Genomic DNA, 16,187 nt, shown 5'->3' on the forward strand with positions numbered 1-16,187 from the left:
TCAGGCGATGGTGACCTTCTTGTCCAGGTAGGCATCTTGCACGGCGTTGATCAGCGCCACGCCGTCTTTCATCGATTTCTTGAACGCCTTGCGCCCCAGGATCAGGCCCATGCCGCCGGCGCGTTTGTTGATCACCGCGGTGCGCACCGATTCCTGCAGATCGTTCTCACCGGCGGCGCCGCCGGAGTTGATCAGCCCGGCGCGGCCCATGTAGCAGTTGGCCAGCTGGTAGCGCACCAGATCGATCGGGTGATCGGTGGTCAGCTTGGTGTAGACGCGATCGTCGGTATAGCCGAATTTCACCGCGCGGTAACCGCCGTTGTTTTCGGCCATTTTCTGTTTGACGATGTCGGCGCCGATGGTGGCGGCAATGTGGTTGGCCTGGCCGGTCAGATCGGCGCTGGAGTGGTAGTCCACGCCGTCCTTGTTGAACGCCGGGTTGCGCAGATAGGCCCACAGCACCGTGACCATGCCCAGCTCATGCGCGCGCTCGAAGGCGATCGAGATCTCTTCGATCTGGCGGCGCGACTGCTCGGAGCCGAAGTAAATGGTGGCGCCAACCGCCACTGCGCCCATGTTGAACGCCTGCTCGACGCTGGCGTACAGGGTCTGGTCGTACTGGGTCGGGTAGCTCAGCGTTTCGTTGTGGTTGAGTTTGACCAGGAACGGAATTTTATGCGCATAGCGGCGCGATACCGACGCCAGCACGCCGTAGGTGGAGGCGACGCAGTTACAGCCGGCTTCAATCGCCAGCTCGACGATGTTCTTCGGATCGAAATACAGCGGATTGGCGGCGAACGAGGCGGCGGCGGAGTGCTCGATGCCCTGATCGACCGGCAGGATCGACAGGTAACCGGTGCCGCCCAGTCGGCCGTGGTTGAACAGAGTTTGCATCGAACGCAGCACGCTGTTGGGGCGGTTGTTATCGATCATTACGCGGTCGACGAAGTCGGCGCCCGGCAGGTAGAGATTCTCGGCGGGGATAGTGGTACAGCGGTGTTGCAGCAGATCTTCCGCTTCCTTTCCTAGCAACTGCACAATATCAGTCATGATTCACTCCCGATTAAGCTTCTTCATACACCGGCAATGCAAGGGTTTTTGACCACCGGCGTAGTAAAAAAGCGGTGATTGAAGCTGTAAAGCGATGCTACCGAACTTGATCCGGCAAGGACAAACAATAGATGCGATTGAGAGGAAATGCCATTGGCGTGGCCAAATACGCGGGGGCGATCGCCCCCGGCGCGTTAAGTGCTTGATTGTTCGATCTCGCCTGCCTTGGCGTTCCGAGCGGCGAGTGGGCGCAGAGCCGGATTAGCCCAGCAGGGCGCAGTTCGGCGGCAGGCGGCATTCGATGGCCTGCGGCACCACTTCGATGCGGAAATGGCGGCCTTTGAGCGGCTCGCCGTCGAGGTTGAAGGTCATCTCATGCGGCGCGTCGATCTCCAGCCACGGCAGCGCGGCGCTGAGGATGCTGTTGCTCTCTTCGTCGTTGAACAGGGCGGCCACCAGCGCCGGCAGCAGTTCATCGGCGATCAGCAGGCGCAGCTGCAACTGCCCGTCGTTAATCAGCGCGTTGGGGCACAGTTCCTGGCCGCCGCCGGCCTGTTTGCCGTTGCCGATGCCGATCACCAGCGCTTCGCCGGCCCAGCGGAAGTCCGGCCCGCGGATTTCACAGCGGTCGGCCTGCAGCGTATCCATGCGCAGCAAGCCGTGAACGAAGTAGGACACGCCGCCCAACGCCGCCTTCAGCTTCTCCGGCGTTTCAGTGGTGATACGGGTGCCGAAGCCGCCGGTGGCCATGTTGATGAAGTAGCGCTCGCCGTTGACCTTGGCCAGATCGATAGGCACCGAGCGTCCCTTGATCGCCAGCTGCAGCGCCTGCTCGGGCGAGAGGGGAATGTTGCAGGCCATGGCGAAGTCGTTGGCGGTGCCGAGCGGCAAAATGCCCAGCGCCGGCCGACCTTGCGCCGGCAGTTGCGCCAGCGCGGCGGCCACTTCGTTGATGGTGCCGTCACCGCCGCCGGCGACGACGGTGCCTACGCCGAGCCGAGCGGCTTCCGCGACGTAGCGCGCGGCGTCGCCGTGTTCCCAGGTGACGCGCACGTGCAGCGTTATTTGCTCTTCGCGCAGCCGGTTGACGGCCTGGCGCAGCTCTTCGTTGCCGGCGCCCTTGCCGTTGATGATAAGCAGTGCTGGTGCATGTGAGTGTTGAGGCATTGCCGAGCTCCTCCGGCGGAAAACCAATAATGCCTCAAGATAAACCAGCCTAGGCCGCCAAGCCATCAGAATATTCAGCTAATTCCGGTTATTTCCCATTGCGCCGTGAATATGAAGACGATGCGAATTTATCTGAATTTAACCTGACAATAAGCGCAATTTTAATGGCGGCAGGATTAATCGCTATAGCGTTATTTATATATCGATGTGGCGTTATTATTTTTATTAAAATGGATAACGGGAAAACGTAATGAGAAATAGGCGCGCCGGCGGCAATGGCGGGCCCATAAAGAAAAAGCCAGCCCAAGGGAGATTGGGCCGGCTAAGGAGGTGGTTCCTAGTATTGCTATGCAAATATTTTCGTTGTTCGTTTTAAGCAGCGTGATAGTAACCAAGCTGCGGGCACATTGATGTGATCCAATTCTAATATTTGCTAAAAATCGCCGCCGAATGACGGCGATTCATTGTTAGGCTCCGGCACTATTTTCTTCCGCCAAATTGCGGATCAGCAAAGCATAATTGAGATCGATATCCTGTGGGATCGGCAAATAAACGATATGGCCGTTGCCCGGCGCGACCTCAATCGGCTCGCCTTTCTTATTTTGCATGCTTTCGAGGGTGAACAGCACGTTGCCGCCCGGCGTCATCATCTCGACGCTGTCGCCGAGTGAGAATTTATTCTTCACGTCGACTTCCGCCCAGCCTTCGCGGCGCACGCCGGTGAACTCGCCGACGAACTGCTGGCGCTCGGAGAGCGAAGAGCCGTAGTCGTAGTTCTGCTGCGCTTCGTGCACGTGGCGGCGCAGGAAGCCTTCGGTATAGCCGCGGTGCGCCAGGCCTTCCAGCGTGGTGAGCAGGGTCGGATCGAACGGTTTGCCGGCAACGGCGTCGTCGATGGCGCGGCGGTAGACCTGGGCGGTGCGCGCGCAGTAGTAAAAGGACTTGGTGCGCCCTTCGATCTTCAACGAATGTACGCCGAGCTGCGTCAGACGCTCTACGTGCTGGATGGCGCGCAGATCCTTGGAGTTCATGATGTAGGTGCCGTGTTCGTCCTCGAAGGCGCTCATATATTCGCCTGGTTTTTGCGCCTCAGACAGCATGAATACCTTGTCGGTCGGCGCGCCGATGCCCAGCGTCGGCTCGACGGTCTGCACCGGGATCGGCTCGTGCAGGTGCACGATATTGCCGGTGTCGTCCTCTTTGCCTTCTTCCGCCTTGTACTGCCAACGGCAGGCGTTGGTGCAGGTGCCCTGGTTGGGATCGCGCTTGTTGATGTAGCCGGACAGCAGGCAGCGGCCGGAGTAGGCCATGCACAGCGCGCCGTGGACGAAGATCTCCAGCTCCATGTCCGGCACTTCGGCGCGGATCTCGGCGATCTCTTCCAGCGACAGCTCGCGCGACAGGATCACGCGGGTCAGGCCCATTTGTTTCCAGAACTTCACCGTCGCCCAGTTAACGGCGTTGGCCTGCACCGACAGGTGGATGTCCATCTGCGGGAAGGCTTCGCGCACCATCATGATCAGGCCAGGATCGGACATGATCAGCGCATCCGGGCCCATATCGACTACCGGTTTCAGATCGCGCAGGAAGGTTTTCAGCTTGGCGTTGTGCGGGGCGATGTTGACCACCACGTAGAATTTTTTGCCCAGCGCGTGCGCTTCGTTGATGCCCTGCGCCAGATTCTCGTGGTTGAACTCGTTGTTGCGCACCCGCAGGCTGTAGCGCGGCTGGCCGGCGTAAACCGCATCGGCGCCGTAGGCGAAGGCGTAACGCATGTTTTTCAGCGTTCCGGCCGGGGAGAGAAGTTCCGGTGTAAACATAGTGTGTCTCGGTCTGATTTCAGGTCAGCACCACGCCACCTGATGGCGCAGTAAAAGCGGGGGATTGTAGCCGCGGCGCGGCAAAAAATCAGCAGTTAACCGGATTTATTCAAGGGAGATTGATCCCGGTCAAACGGAAAACGCGCGATGGCGGCCACCGCGCGGGCGAAACGGGGGATCAGGCGCTCAAATCGCGAATATCGGTGGTCGGGCCGTTTTTAATCACCGACTGGATACCGTTTTTGGCTGCGCTTTCGGAGCTGTACATTTCGCTGACGCCGATCACCTGATGGTTCTTGGCCTTCAGCACAAAGTAGGGCTGGTTGCTGGTGCTGTGCTTCAGCTCAAACTGCGCTTCATGCGGCGAATTGGTCTGCACCGAGGCGATGCCGTTCTCCGCCGACGCTTTGCTGGCGTACATCTCGCTGGCCAGAATGATCTCGCCGTTACTGGCTTTCAGGTTGAAGTGGTACTGTCCGTTCTTTGCTTTTTTCAGCTCGTAATGACCGATTGCCATGGTTCTTCTCCTGTAGGTTCCGATTCGTGATGTAAGTGTAGCCAATCGCTTGAAAATCGGTGGCTAAACCTCACAGCAGCTTAGTCGAAAAAATGCGCAATTTTTTTGCGCCGGCGCGGAGTTTTCGCCCGAGAAGCCCGGCGCCGCACGGGAAGCTAAGGGAGGGGCGGTGATTGCGCAGTGCAGTATTTGGGACGTCTAAGCCGTGGAACACTCGCGATTTCATCTTGGCGGGTTCACCTCGCAGAAATAAAATAGGGCAAATTTTGCACAGGAGCGCCAAGGATGGAAAAAATCGAACGGTCAGTAGGAAATGATAAAAGCGAGGGCAGCGATAAAGATTGGGAGCCTCTGTTGAGAATGATCGCTAACACAGCCCTACCACACGACTTCCTGCTGTCGGATGAGCGACAACAGGGTGTGGCTGACCGCGCGCCTTGGTGGAACGCGGTCGATTCTCTCCCCTAAACCCCATTCACCAGCCGGCAGGGTTCGGCTTCCCAGCGGTAACCGACGCCGTATACCGAGCGGATAAAGGATTTTTGCCCGTCGATCAGCTCCAGCTTGCGGCGCAGGTTTTTGATGTGGCTGTCGATAGTGCGGTCGGTGACCACCCGATAGTCGTCGTACAGGTTGTTCAGCAGCTGCTCGCGCGAAAACACGTTGCCCGGCTGGCTGGCCAACGTCTTCAGCAGGCGGAACTCCGCCGGCGTCAGATCCAGCAACTGCCCCTGATAGCTGGCCTGGAAACGCGGTTCATCGATGTGCAGCAGGTCATCTTCCCGCGCATTCTCCTGCGGCCGATAGCTGCGGCGCAGGATGGTTTTCACCCGCGCCACCACTTCGCGCGGGCTGTAGGGTTTGCAGATGTAATCGTCGGCGCCGATCTCCAGCCCCAGCAGGCGGTCAATCTCTTCGATTTTCGCCGTCACCATCACGATCGGCACGTCGCTGAAGCGGCGCAGCTCGCGGCACACCGTCAGCCCATCGGCGCCCGGCAGCATCAGATCGAGCAAGATCAGCGCCGGCGGATGCTGGTGCACGGTCGGCACCACTTCGTTGCCGTTGGTCAGCCAACGGGTGGCGTAGCCCGCCGCCTGCAGATAATCCACCAGCAGCTGGCCCAGCTTGGGCTCATCTTCAACAATCATGATCTGCACGGGTTGATTCTGAATGTCCATCAGGGCGCCTTATTTTTTATCGGGGTAGCAAATTCTACTGTAATGCGCACGCCGCCTAAAGGCGAATGCTCGGCGCGGATTTTCCCGTCGTGCGCTTCCACGATGTTGTGGCAGATCGCCAGCCCCAATCCGGAACCGCCGCTGGCGCGGTTGCGCGAGCCTTCCGCCCGGTAGAAACGTTCGAAAATGCGCGTCAGTTGCTGATCGCTGATGCCTGGCGCGCTGTCCTGCCAGCAGAGGGACAGCCGCCCCGGCTGCAGCTCGGCGCTGATTTCCAGCCGGCCGCCGGCATCGGTGTAGCGCAGGCTGTTTTCCAACAGGTTATTGAACAGCTGATTCAGGCGATCGGGATCGCCGAACAGCGGCGCCTGGGGCGGCAGATGGGTGACGATCTCCAGCCCTTTGGCGCGAAAGCGCTCGCGGAAGGCGGCGACGGCGATCTGCAGCAGATGCACGCAGTCCACCGACGATTTGCGATAGGCCAGCGCGCCGAGATCGGAGAGCGAAAGCTGGTGCAGGTCGTCGACCAGTTTGGTCAGGGTAGACACCTCGGCCTGCAGCGAGCTGAGCGACGCGGGCGTCGGCTGGCGAACGCCGTCCTGCAGCGCCTCCAGCTCGCCGCGCAGCACCGCCAGCGGCGTGCGCAGTTCGTGCGACACGTCGGCCATAAAGGCGCGGCGCATCTGTTCATTTTTCTCCAGCGAGGTGGCCAACTGGTTGAAGTCGTGCGCCAGCCTGCCCAGCTCATCCTGGCTACTGACCGCCACGCGGGCGGTGAAGTCGCCCGCCGCCAATCGATGGGTGCCCGCCACCAGGCGTTTAACCGGGGCCAGCATGCCGCGCGACAGCAGCCAGGTCACCGCAGCGGCCAGCAGGGTGGAGAGCGCGACGATGATCCAGCTGGTGCGGCGCTGCTGGCGATCGAAGTTGATGTCGGTATTGCGCGTCAGGCGTTCGACCGGGGTAGTGAGCACCCAACCGACGATCTCGTTGTTGTAGCGGATCGGGTGGCGCGGCCCCTCTTTCGGCAACGGGCCGGAATGCCCGACCAGCCGATTGAACTGGCTGTCCACCACCCAAAACTGGGTGCGCCAGCCCTTGGGCGGCAGGTTGTGGCTGCTGTCGCTGTTCTGCTCGAACGAACGCATGATTTGGTAGACCACCTGATCGTTGTTGCGCAGGAATATCCAGTTGCCATGATGGCTGTACTGCTCCTCCAGCGCTTCGCTCAGCATGTTGATACGCTGCTCGTTACTGCTCTTGATGTAGTCGATAAAACCGCGTTCAAAGCTGACGCGCACCCCCCAGTGCATGGTGATCAACACCAGCATGCAGGTGGCGAAAATGGCCAGGAACAGCTTCCCGGTAATGCCTATCTTCATTGCAACCTCGTTGAGCCGGTGCCCGGCTCTTTGGCCAGCGTGCGGTTAGGCGCGCTATCCGCCGGCACGCGCGCGAAGGCCAGCGCGGGCAGGGTGATAATCAACGCCATACAGCAGTAGCTGTAAATAAATGCGCTGTGGATGGCCGGGCTGTCGGCCACCGCCTGGTGATGGGCGAAGCTGCCGATCAAGATGCCGGCGACGCTGACGCCGAGGCTCATCGACAGCTGCATGACCATCGACAACAGGCTGTTGCCGCTGCTGGCCAGCCGGTCCGGCAGATCTTTCAGCGTCAGGGTATTCATCGCCGAGAAGCGCAATGCGTTGACCATCCCCTGGAAGAACAGTATCACCGGCAGCAGCCACAGCCAGCCGAGCATCGCCGCCAGCAGGAAACTCAGGCTGACCAGCGCCAGCAGCAGCGTGGCGGCCACCAGCACGTTGCGGTAGCCGAAGCGGTTGACCACCTGCACCACGATGCGCTTCATGCCCATGCTGCCGATGATCATCGGGATCATCATCAGCCCGGCGTGGAACGGCGTGAAGCCCATGCCCACCTGCAGAAACAGCGGTGTCATGAACGGCAGCATGCCGCTGCCGATGCGCCCCAGCAGACTGGCCAGCAGCCCGATCTTGTAGGTCGGGGTGCGCAGCAGCCGCAGCGAGAACAGGGCGCGGCTATTGCCGTAGGCATGCCAAACATACCCCAACAACGCCGCCGCGCCCAGCGCCACCAGGCCGGCGATGGCGCCGCCGGTCAGGCCCATGCCTTTGTGGCCGTCGAGCGCCAGCGTCAGCGACGCCATGCCGATCGCCAGCAGGAAAAAGCCGCTGAGATCGAAGCGGCGGGTCTGCATTTGGTAGTTGGGCATCAGCAGCAGCGTGGCGATGGCGCCCACGATGCCCACCGGAATATTGATCAGGAAAATCCAGTGCCAGCTGGCGTATTGCACCAGAAGTCCGCCCAGCGCCGGCCCCATCAGCGGGCCGATCTGGCCCGGCAGCGTCACGAAGGTCATCGCCGCCATGTACTGCTCGCGCGGCACGATCTTCATCACCGTCAGGCGGCCGACCGGCACCATCATCGCGCCGCCGATGCCCTGAAGCACGCGCGAGGCGATCAGCTCGTTCAGGGTTGCCGAGCGGGCGCAGAGGAGGGAGCCGAGGGTAAACAGCACGATGGCGCTGAAAAACACCCGCTGTACGCCGACCTTGTCCGCCAGCCAGCCGCTGGCCGGCAGCGTCACCGCCACCGTCAGCACATAGGCGACGATCACCGACTGCATGCGCAGCGGGTTCTCCCCCAGGCTGGCGGCCATCGAGGGCAGGGCAGTATTGACGATAGTGGTATCCAGCGTCTGCATAAAGAAGCCGAACGCCACTATCCAGAGTTGCCAACGTACCGTGGCGGTGTGTTTCATCAGCATCGGTCGGCCATTAGTGCGGCAGCGGTGCCAGCTGCTTGTTGCGGCGGAACTTCGCCTGCAGCCGGTCGAAGTAAAGATAGACCACCGGAGTGGTGTACAGCGTCAGCAGCTGGCTCATCACCAGACCGCCGGCGATGGTGATGCCGAGCGGCTGGCGCAGCTCCGCGCCGTCGCCGCTGGTCAGCACCAGCGGCAGCGCACCGAACAGCGCCGCCAGCGTGGTCATCAGGATCGGCCGGAAGCGCAGCAGGCTGGCCTGGAAAATCGCCTCGCGGGCGTTGATGCCGCCGTTGCGTTGCGCCTCGAGCGCGAAGTCGACCATCATGATGGCGTTTTTCTTCACGATGCCGATCAACAGCATGATACCGATCAGCGCGATCAGGCTGAACGGCGCGCCGAACAGCTCGAGCGCCAACAGCGCCCCCACGCCCGCGGAAGGCAGGGTGGAGAGGATGGTCAGCGGATGGATATAGCTCTCGTACAGCACGCCGAGCACGATATACACCGTGGCGATCGCCGCCAGGATCAGGATCAGCTGCGACTTCAGGGTGTCCTGGAACACCTGGGCGGTGCCGGCGAAGGCGCCGCGCACCGTGGATGGCACGCCGAGCTGAGTCATGGTGCGTTCGACAGCGGCGGTGGCGTCCGACAGGCTGCCGCCGTCCGGCAGGTTAAAGGAGATGGTCGAGGCGGCGGACAGCCCCTGATGGTTGACCGATAGCGGCGCGTTGGCCGGTCGCCAACTGGCAAAGTAAGAGAGCGGTATCGCCTTGCCTTCGTTGTTGATGATGAACATCTTGTCCAGCGAGCTGACGTCCTGAGTGTAAGGCGGCGCCACTTCCATCACCACCTTGTATTGGTTGAGCGGTTGATAGATGGTCGAAATCTGTCGCTGGCCGAAGGCGTTGTTCAACAGGTTGTTGGCGTCGGACACCGAAATGCCGAGGCGCGCCAGGGTCTCGCGATCGTAGACCAGATCCATCTCCGAGCCTTTATCCTGCTGATCCGAGTTGACGTCCGCCAGCTCGGGCAATGCCGCCAGCGCGGCGCGGATCTTCGGTTCCCAGTCGCGCAGCGCGGCGAGGTCATCCGCTAGCAGCGTATATTGGTAGCTGGCGTTGGCCTGGCGGCCGCCGACGCGGATATCCTGCACCGCCATCAAGAACAGGCTGGCGCCCGGTTCTTTGGCCAGGCGAGCGCGCAGGCGGGCGATCACTTTCTGCGCGTCGTCGCTGCGCACCGACAGCGGTTTCAGTGAGATGAACATCGAGCCGCTGTTGGTGCGCGAGCCGCCGGTAAAGCCGGTGACGTTTTCCACGTCCGGATCTTCGCGCACGATTTTCATGAAATCTTCCAGTTTGCCGCGCATCGCCTGGAACGAGATGCTCTGATCGGCCTGGATAAAGCCCATCAGGCGGCCGGTATCCTGTTCGGGGAAGAAGGTTTTCGGGATGCTGATATACAGCCAGACGTTGAGCGCAATGGTGGCGAGGAACACCGCCAGCACCCAGCGCGTGTGGCCAAGCACCCAGTTCAGCGAGCGTCCGTAACCCTGCTGCAGCGCCAGCAGCATTTTGCCGAAGCCGCGCGCGCGCCGCTGCGAACGCGCCGGCTGGTGGCGCAGCAGATAGGCGCACATCATCGGCGTGAGCGTCAGCGAGACGATCAGCGACAGCCCGATCGACACCGACAGGGTGACGGCGAATTCGCGGAACAGCCGGCCGGGCAGGCCCGCCATCAGCAGCAGCGGGATAAACACCGCCACCAGCGAAACGCTCATCGACAGCACGGTGAAACCGACCTCCCGCGCGCCCAACAGCGCGGCGTTGATCGGTTTCATGCCGGCCTCGACGTGGCGGGAAATGTTTTCCAGCACCACGATGGCGTCGTCCACCACAAAGCCGGTGGCGATGGTCAGCGCCATCAGCGACAGGTTGTTGAGGCTGAAGCCGCACAGGTACATGGCGGCGAACGAGCCGATCAGCGACACCGGCACGGCGACCGCCGGGATCAGCGTGGCGCGGCCGGAGCGCAGGAAGATGAACACCACCAGGATCACCAGCCCGATGGCGATCGCCAGCGACTGTTCGACCTCGGCCAGCGACGCGCGAATGGTCGGCGAGCGATCCTGCGCGACGTTGAGCGAGATTGCGGCCGGAATGTTTTCCTGCAGCGCGGGCAGCTCGGCGCGAATGCGATCGACGGTTTCGATGATGTTGGCGTCCGGCGCGCGGCTGATGGCCAGAACGATCGCCGGCTTGGCGTCGGTCATCCCGGCGTTGCGCACGTCCTGCACCGAATCTTTGACCTCGGCCACGTCGCCGAGCCGCACCGCCGAACCGTTGTTGTAATGAACGATCAGCGGGCGGTAGGCGTCGGCGGTTTTCAGCGCGTCGTTGGCCTGGATTTGCCAACGTTGCTGCGGGTTTTCGACGGCGCCCTGCGGGCGGCGCACGTTGGCGTTGCTGATGGCCTGCCGCACGGCATCCAGCGAAACGCCCTGATTGAACAGCGCCGAAGGGTTCAACTCCACGCGCACCGCCGGCAGCGAGCTGCCGCCCACGGAAACGTCGCCGACGCCTTCGGTCTGGCTGATCTTCTGCGCCAGCTGGGTGGACGCGAAGTCGTAAAGCTGCCCCTGGCTGTAGGTGTCCGACGTCAGCGTCAGGATCATGATCGGCGCGTCGGAAGGGTTGACCTTGCGATAGCTGGGGCGGCTCGGCATGCCGGTCGGCAACAGGCTTTGCGCGGCGTTAATCGCCGCCTGCACGTCGCGCGCGGCGCCGTTGATGTCTCGGCTGAGATCGAACTGCAAAATCACCCGGGTGCTGCCGAGCGAGCTCATCGAGGTCATTTCATTGACCCCGGCGATACGGCCCAGCGCGCGCTCCAGCGGCGTCGCCACCGAGGAGGCCATGGTTTCCGGCGAGGCGCCCGGCAGCGACGCGCTGATCGAAATCACCGGAAAATCCACCTGCGGCAGCGGCGACACCGGCAGCAGGCGAAAACCGATCGCGCCGCTGATGGCGATGGCCAGCGTCAGCAGGGTGGTGGCCACCGGCCGGTGAATGAACAGGGCGAAGAATTTCACGGCAGCTCCTGCGTATCCGGCTGGCGATGCGTGTTGCGCGCCAGTTTGTCAAACAGCAGGTAGATCACCGGCGTGGTGAACAGCGTCAGGATCTGGCTCATGATCAGGCCGCCGACCATACAGACGCCCAGCGGATGCCGCAGCTCCGCGCCGACGCCGGTGCTCAGCATCAGCGGCAGCGCGCCGAGCAAGGCCGCCAGCGTGGTCATCAGGATCGGCCGGAAACGCAGCAGGCAGGCCTGATAAATGGCGTCGCGCGGCGATAAGCCCTGTTCGCGTTCCGCCGCCAGCGCGAAGTCGATCATCATGATGGCGTTCTTCTTCACGATGCCGATCAGCAGGATGATGCCGATGATGGCGATCACGTCCAGTTCGCTGCCGGCCAGCATCAACGCCAGCAGCGCGCCGACCCCGGCGGTCGGCAGGGTGGAGAGGATGGTCACCGGATGAATGAAGCTTTCATACAGCACGCCCAGCACGATATACATTGCCACCACCGCCGCCAAAATCAGCCACAGCGTGCTGCCGAGCGCCGCCTGGAAGGCCAGCGTCGCGCCCTGGAATTGGGTGGTGATGTCTTTCGGCATGGCGAGATTTTTTTCCGCCTGGGTGACCGCGTCTACCGCTTCGCCGAGCGAGTAGCCGGCGGCGACGTTGAACGAGACGGTGGCCGACGGGAATTGGTCGAGGTGGTTGACCGACAGCGGGCCGAAACGTTCTTCGATTTTGGCGATGGCGCTCAACGGCACCACGGCGCCGTCCTTGCCGCTCAGACGGATCTCATTGAGCGCCGCCAGCCCCGGCGTCGCGCTGACGTCGTGCTCCAACACTACCCGGTATTGATTGGCCTGGGTGTAGATGGTGGAGATCAGACGTTGGCCGAACGCGTTGTACAACGCATTGTCCACGTCGCTCATGGTGACGCCGAGGCGCGAGGCCGAATCGCGATCGACGTTGACGTAGGCGACCAGCCCCTGATCCTGCCAATCGCTGGTGACGTCCGCCAGCTGCGGGGTGAGCTTCAGCTCATCCATCAGCTGCGGCACCCACAGGCTGAGATCGTCCAGCGACATCGCCTGCAGGGTGAACTGGTACTGGGTGCGGCTGACCTGGGTATCGATGGTCAGATCCTGCACCGGCTGCAGGTACAGCTTCACGCCGGGGAACTGCGCCGTTTGCTGCTGCAACCGGCTGATGATCGCCGGAATGCGGTCGCTGCGTTCGCTCAGCGGCTTCAGGTTGATCTGCAGCCGGCCGCTGTTGAGCGTGGCGTTGCTGCCGTCGACGCCGACGAACGAGGTCAGGCTTTCCACCGCCGGATCTTTGAGGATCTGCGCCGCGACCTGCTGCTGGCGCTCGGCCATATTGCTGAACGAAACGCTCTGCGGCGCCTCCAGCGTGCCCTGAATGATGCCGTTGTCCTGCACCGGGAAGAAGCCTTTCGGGATCAGCAGGTACAGCAACACCGTCAGCGCCAGGGTGCCCACGGCCACGCCGAGCGTCAGCCAGGGGTGGTTAAGCACCGTTTTCAGCCACTGGCCGTATCGCGCGATCACGCGCTCGAAAAAGCGCTCAGAGGCGGCGGAGAAGCGGTTCTGCTTGCGCAGCGATTCGTGGCTGAGCATGCGGGCGCACATCATCGGCGTCAGCGTCAGCGATACCACGGCGGAGATCAAAATCGCCACCGCCAGCGTCACGGCGAACTCGCGGAACAGGCGGCCGACGATGTCGCCCATGAACAGCAGCGGGATCAGCACCGCCACCAGCGAGAAGGTCAGCGATATGATGGTGAAGCCGATCTCGCCGGCCCCTTTCAGCGCGGCGTCGAGCGGTTTTTCCCCTTTCTCGATGTAGCGCGAGATGTTCTCGATCACCACGATGGCGTCATCCACCACGAAACCGGTGGCGATGGTTAATGCCATCAGCGTCAGGTTATTGATGGAGAAGCCGAGGAAATACATGGCGGCGAAGGTGCCGACCAGCGACAGCGGCACCGCCACGCTGGGGATAATGGTCGCCGGCACGTTGCGCAGGAACACGTAGATCACCATCACCACCAGCGCGATCGCCAGCAGCAGCTCGAACTGCACGTCGCTGACCGAGGCGCGGATGGTGGTGGTGCGATCGGTCAACACCTTGACGTCGACCGATTTGGGCAGGCTTTTAATCAGCGTCGGCAGCATTTCGCGGATGCTGTCGGCGGTGGTGATGACGTTGACGCCGGGCTGGCGCTGAATGTTCAGCACGATCGCCTGTTGCTGGTTGGCCCAGGCCGCCAGTCGGGTATTTTCCGCCCCTTGTTCGATGGTGGCGATATCCTGCAGGCGGATCGCCGCGCCGTTCTGATAGGCGACGATCAGCTGGCGATAGTCGTCGGCGGATTTCATTTGGTCGTTGGCGGACAGGGTGACCGAGCGGGTCGGGCCGTCCAGGCTGCCTTTCGCCGAGTTGACGTTGGCGTTGCTGATGGCGGTGCGGATGGTTTCGCTGTTCAGGCCATAGGCGGCCACCGCCGCGGCGTTCAATTTTACACGCACCGCCGGGCGTTGGCCGCCGGCCAGGGTCACCAGGCCGACGCCGGTCACCTGAGAGATTTTCTGCGCCACGCGCGTCTCCACCATGTCTTCCACCTGCGTCATCGGCATGGCGGTGGAGGTGACGGCCAGCGTCAGGATCGGCGGATCGGCCGGGTTAACCTTGCTGTAAATCGGCGGGTAGGGCAGATCGTTCGGCAGCAGGTTGGTGGCGGCGTTGATCGCCGCCTGCACTTCCTGCTCCGCGACGTCGAGCGGCAGCGCCAGCTGGAATTGCAGCGTCACCACCGAGGCGCCGCCGGAGCTTTGCGACGCCATTTGCTTCAGGCCGGACATCTGGCCGAACTGGCGTTCCAGCGGCGCGGTAATGGCGGAGGTGACCACGTCCGGGCTGGCGCCGGGATACAGCGTCACCACCTGGATGGTCGGGTAGTCCACTTCCGGCAATGCGGAAACCGGCAGCGCGCGATAGCCGATGATCCCCGCCAGCAGTATCGCCACCATCAGCAGGGTGGTGGCGACCGGGCGCAGGATAAACAGGCGGGAAGGGCCGCCGCCGCGGGTCGGTGGCATCACCTGCATCAGGACTTCCTCTGAACGTCAGGTTCGCGCTTGGCTTTTGACGCCGCAGGCGCGTCGTTCGGCGCCAGCACTTCCACCTGCATGCCTTCGGTCAGGCGATCGATGCCGTCGGTCACCACCCGATCGCCGGCGTTGAGGCCGGCGCTGATCACCACCTGCCGGCTGTCCTGCACGCCGGCGGTGACCCGATGTTTGCTGACCTTGTTGTCTTCGCTGAGCGTCCAGACGAAGTTGCCTTCGTTGCCCATCTGCAGCGCGGCGGTCGGGATCACCACCGCATCGTGCAGGGTATCCACCTGCAGCCGCGCGTTGACGAACTGGTTGGGGAACAGCGCGTCGTCTTCGTTGGCGAAGCGCGCTTTCAGCTTGATGGTGCCGGTGGCGGTATCAATTTGGTTGTCCAGGCTCAGCAGCGAACCGGTCGTCAGCTTGTTCTGGTTGGTGCGATCCCAGGCTTCGACGCTCACCGGCCCGGCTTTTTGCGCCTTGAGCAGATCGGCGATGTTGCCTTCGGGCAGCGTGAACACCACGTCGATCGGGTGCGTCTGCGTGATCACCACCAAACCGGTGGTGCTGCCGCTGGTGACGTAGTTGCCGACGTCGACCAGTTTCAACCCGACGCGGCCGTCGATTGGCGCAGTGATGCGGCTGTAGGTGATCTGCAGTTTGGCGCTGTCGACCGCGCCCTGATCGGCTTTGATGGCGCCTTCGGTTTGCTGCACCAGCGAGGCCTGCGTATCCAGCTCTTGACGGGAAACCAGATTGGTTTTCACCAATTGCTGATAGCGCGCCAGATCGCGCCGGGCGTTGGCCAGCGTGGCCTGATCTTTCGCCAACTGCCCCTGCGCCTGGGTCAGTTGCACCTGGAACGGCCGGGGATCGATTTCTGCCAGCAGATCGCCGGCTTTGACCTGCTGGCCTTCGGTAAAGTGGATCGCCATCAGTTGGCCGTCGACCCGGCTGGTGACGGTGACGGTATTGGCGGCGGTGGCGGTGCCCAAGCCGGAAAGATAGCGCGGCACCGTCTGTTGCGTGGCCGTCGCGGCCTGCACCGGCGACATCGGCGCGCCGCGCCGCCCGCCCGCCGCGCGACCGGCCCCCGCTTTGCCGCCGGCTTGCTGCGCGCCCGGGGCCGTGCCGGCCGGCGGTTGAGCGGCGTTAAAATAACGCCAGGCGAAGACGGCGACGATGACCAGGATGGCCGCAACCAGCAGGCGCGGCATCAGGGAACGGCGTTGGGGTTTTGCATTCATGGCGGCGAAAATTCTCTCCAAAAGGCAGGGGTGCGGGCACTCATTGCCACAAAAATGACACTCCTTACAGGATACTAGTTTAGCCAGCGGGGACGGCATAAAAATGAAGGAAATATGGAGGAACCGTCAGCATTGTCCTAATAAGTGGGTGATTTGAGCGTGCTATGTTTATAAGTGATTTGT

The 16,187-nt window shown here is 62.3% G+C and carries 11 protein-coding genes; 1 reads left to right on the top strand and 10 read right to left on the bottom strand.

Annotated elements, in window-relative coordinates:
* The 4 genes from fbaB to ACSBQV_RS18675 all read right to left on the bottom strand — a co-directional run bounded on the left by fbaB (position 1) and on the right by ACSBQV_RS18675 (position 4,554).
* Positions 1 to 1,050 (bottom strand): class I fructose-bisphosphate aldolase, encoded by a 1,050-nt coding sequence (gene fbaB / locus ACSBQV_RS18660; protein WP_015378749.1) that lies wholly within the window; start codon positions 1,048 to 1,050, stop codon positions 1 to 3.
* Between the two features lie 261 nt (positions 1,051 to 1,311).
* The gene (gene yegS, locus ACSBQV_RS18665; RefSeq protein ID WP_033644066.1) at positions 1,312 to 2,217 is read right to left on the bottom strand and encodes a lipid kinase YegS; all 906 of its coding nucleotides are present in this window, start codon (positions 2,215 to 2,217) and stop codon (positions 1,312 to 1,314) included.
* Between the two features lie 467 nt (positions 2,218 to 2,684).
* On the bottom strand, positions 2,685 to 4,037 hold the full coding sequence (gene yegQ, locus ACSBQV_RS18670) for a tRNA 5-hydroxyuridine modification protein YegQ (RefSeq protein WP_046687633.1): 1,353 nt from the start codon (positions 4,035 to 4,037) through the stop codon (positions 2,685 to 2,687).
* 178 nt (positions 4,038 to 4,215) lie between these two features.
* Complete coding sequence (locus ACSBQV_RS18675) at positions 4,216 to 4,554, bottom strand: YegP family protein (RefSeq protein ID WP_033644064.1); 339 nt, start codon at positions 4,552 to 4,554, stop codon at positions 4,216 to 4,218.
* Positions 4,555 to 4,839: 285 nt separating this feature from the next.
* Here ACSBQV_RS18675 and ACSBQV_RS18680 point away from each other — a divergent pair, with 285 nt between their 5' ends.
* A complete protein-coding gene (locus ACSBQV_RS18680; RefSeq protein WP_046687632.1) occupies positions 4,840 to 5,022 on the top strand; it encodes a hypothetical protein in 183 nt (60 codons plus the stop codon).
* On the opposite strand, the gene baeR is transcribed toward ACSBQV_RS18680, so the two are convergent.
* From baeR to ACSBQV_RS18710, 6 genes are read right to left on the bottom strand one after another with little or no spacing between them, the layout of a single operon-like run.
* The gene (baeR, locus tag ACSBQV_RS18685; RefSeq protein WP_033644062.1) at positions 5,019 to 5,735 is read right to left on the bottom strand and encodes a two-component system response regulator BaeR; all 717 of its coding nucleotides are present in this window, start codon (positions 5,733 to 5,735) and stop codon (positions 5,019 to 5,021) included. The two genes, ACSBQV_RS18680 and baeR, sit on opposite strands and share 4 nt — an antisense overlap.
* A complete protein-coding gene (baeS, locus tag ACSBQV_RS18690) occupies positions 5,735 to 7,117 on the bottom strand; it encodes a two-component system sensor histidine kinase BaeS (RefSeq protein WP_033644061.1) in 1,383 nt (460 codons plus the stop codon). The genes baeR and baeS overlap by 1 nt, the downstream gene beginning before the upstream one ends.
* Positions 7,114 to 8,544, bottom strand: a complete 1,431-nt coding sequence (gene mdtD, locus ACSBQV_RS18695) for a multidrug transporter subunit MdtD (RefSeq protein ID WP_099782421.1) — start codon at positions 8,542 to 8,544, stop codon at positions 7,114 to 7,116. The genes baeS and mdtD overlap by 4 nt, the downstream gene beginning before the upstream one ends.
* A 10-nt stretch (positions 8,545 to 8,554) precedes the next feature.
* A complete protein-coding gene (gene mdtC / locus ACSBQV_RS18700) occupies positions 8,555 to 11,635 on the bottom strand; it encodes a multidrug efflux RND transporter permease subunit MdtC (RefSeq protein WP_099782422.1) in 3,081 nt (1,026 codons plus the stop codon).
* Positions 11,632 to 14,751: an MdtB/MuxB family multidrug efflux RND transporter permease subunit gene (locus ACSBQV_RS18705; protein ID WP_099782423.1), complete on the bottom strand. Its 3,120-nt coding sequence runs from the start codon at positions 14,749 to 14,751 to the stop codon at positions 11,632 to 11,634. The genes mdtC and ACSBQV_RS18705 overlap by 4 nt, the downstream gene beginning before the upstream one ends.
* Entirely contained in the window at positions 14,751 to 16,004 is a 1,254-nt protein-coding gene (locus tag ACSBQV_RS18710) for an MdtA/MuxA family multidrug efflux RND transporter periplasmic adaptor subunit (RefSeq protein WP_099782424.1), read from the bottom strand. The genes ACSBQV_RS18705 and ACSBQV_RS18710 overlap by 1 nt, the downstream gene beginning before the upstream one ends.
* Positions 16,005 to 16,187 lie beyond the last annotated feature (183 nt).

The organism is Serratia sp. B501, from assembly GCF_051172315.1.
Classification (GTDB): Bacteria; Pseudomonadota; Gammaproteobacteria; order Enterobacterales; family Enterobacteriaceae; genus Serratia; species Serratia ureilytica.

What these genes read in the sequence shown, in the direction of transcription:
- ACSBQV_RS18680 (WP_046687632.1), top strand. Translation starts at nt 4,840, where the DNA reads ATGGAAAAAATCGAACGGTCAGTAGGAAATGATAAAAGCGAGGGCAGC.
- ACSBQV_RS18705 (WP_099782423.1), bottom strand. Translation starts at nt 14,751, where the DNA reads ATGCAGGTGATGCCACCGACCCGCGGCGGCGGCCCTTCCCGCCTGTTT.
- baeR (WP_033644062.1), bottom strand. Translation starts at nt 5,735, where the DNA reads ATGGACATTCAGAATCAACCCGTGCAGATCATGATTGTTGAAGATGAG.
- yegQ (WP_046687633.1), bottom strand. Translation starts at nt 4,037, where the DNA reads ATGTTTACACCGGAACTTCTCTCCCCGGCCGGAACGCTGAAAAACATG.
- ACSBQV_RS18675 (WP_033644064.1), bottom strand. Translation starts at nt 4,554, where the DNA reads ATGGCAATCGGTCATTACGAGCTGAAAAAAGCAAAGAACGGACAGTAC.
- mdtD (WP_099782421.1), bottom strand. Translation starts at nt 8,544, where the DNA reads ATGCTGATGAAACACACCGCCACGGTACGTTGGCAACTCTGGATAGTG.
- yegS (WP_033644066.1), bottom strand. Translation starts at nt 2,217, where the DNA reads ATGCCTCAACACTCACATGCACCAGCACTGCTTATCATCAACGGCAAG.
- fbaB (WP_015378749.1), bottom strand. Translation starts at nt 1,050, where the DNA reads ATGACTGATATTGTGCAGTTGCTAGGAAAGGAAGCGGAAGATCTGCTG.
- baeS (WP_033644061.1), bottom strand. Translation starts at nt 7,117, where the DNA reads ATGAAGATAGGCATTACCGGGAAGCTGTTCCTGGCCATTTTCGCCACC.
- ACSBQV_RS18710 (WP_099782424.1), bottom strand. Translation starts at nt 16,004, where the DNA reads ATGAATGCAAAACCCCAACGCCGTTCCCTGATGCCGCGCCTGCTGGTT.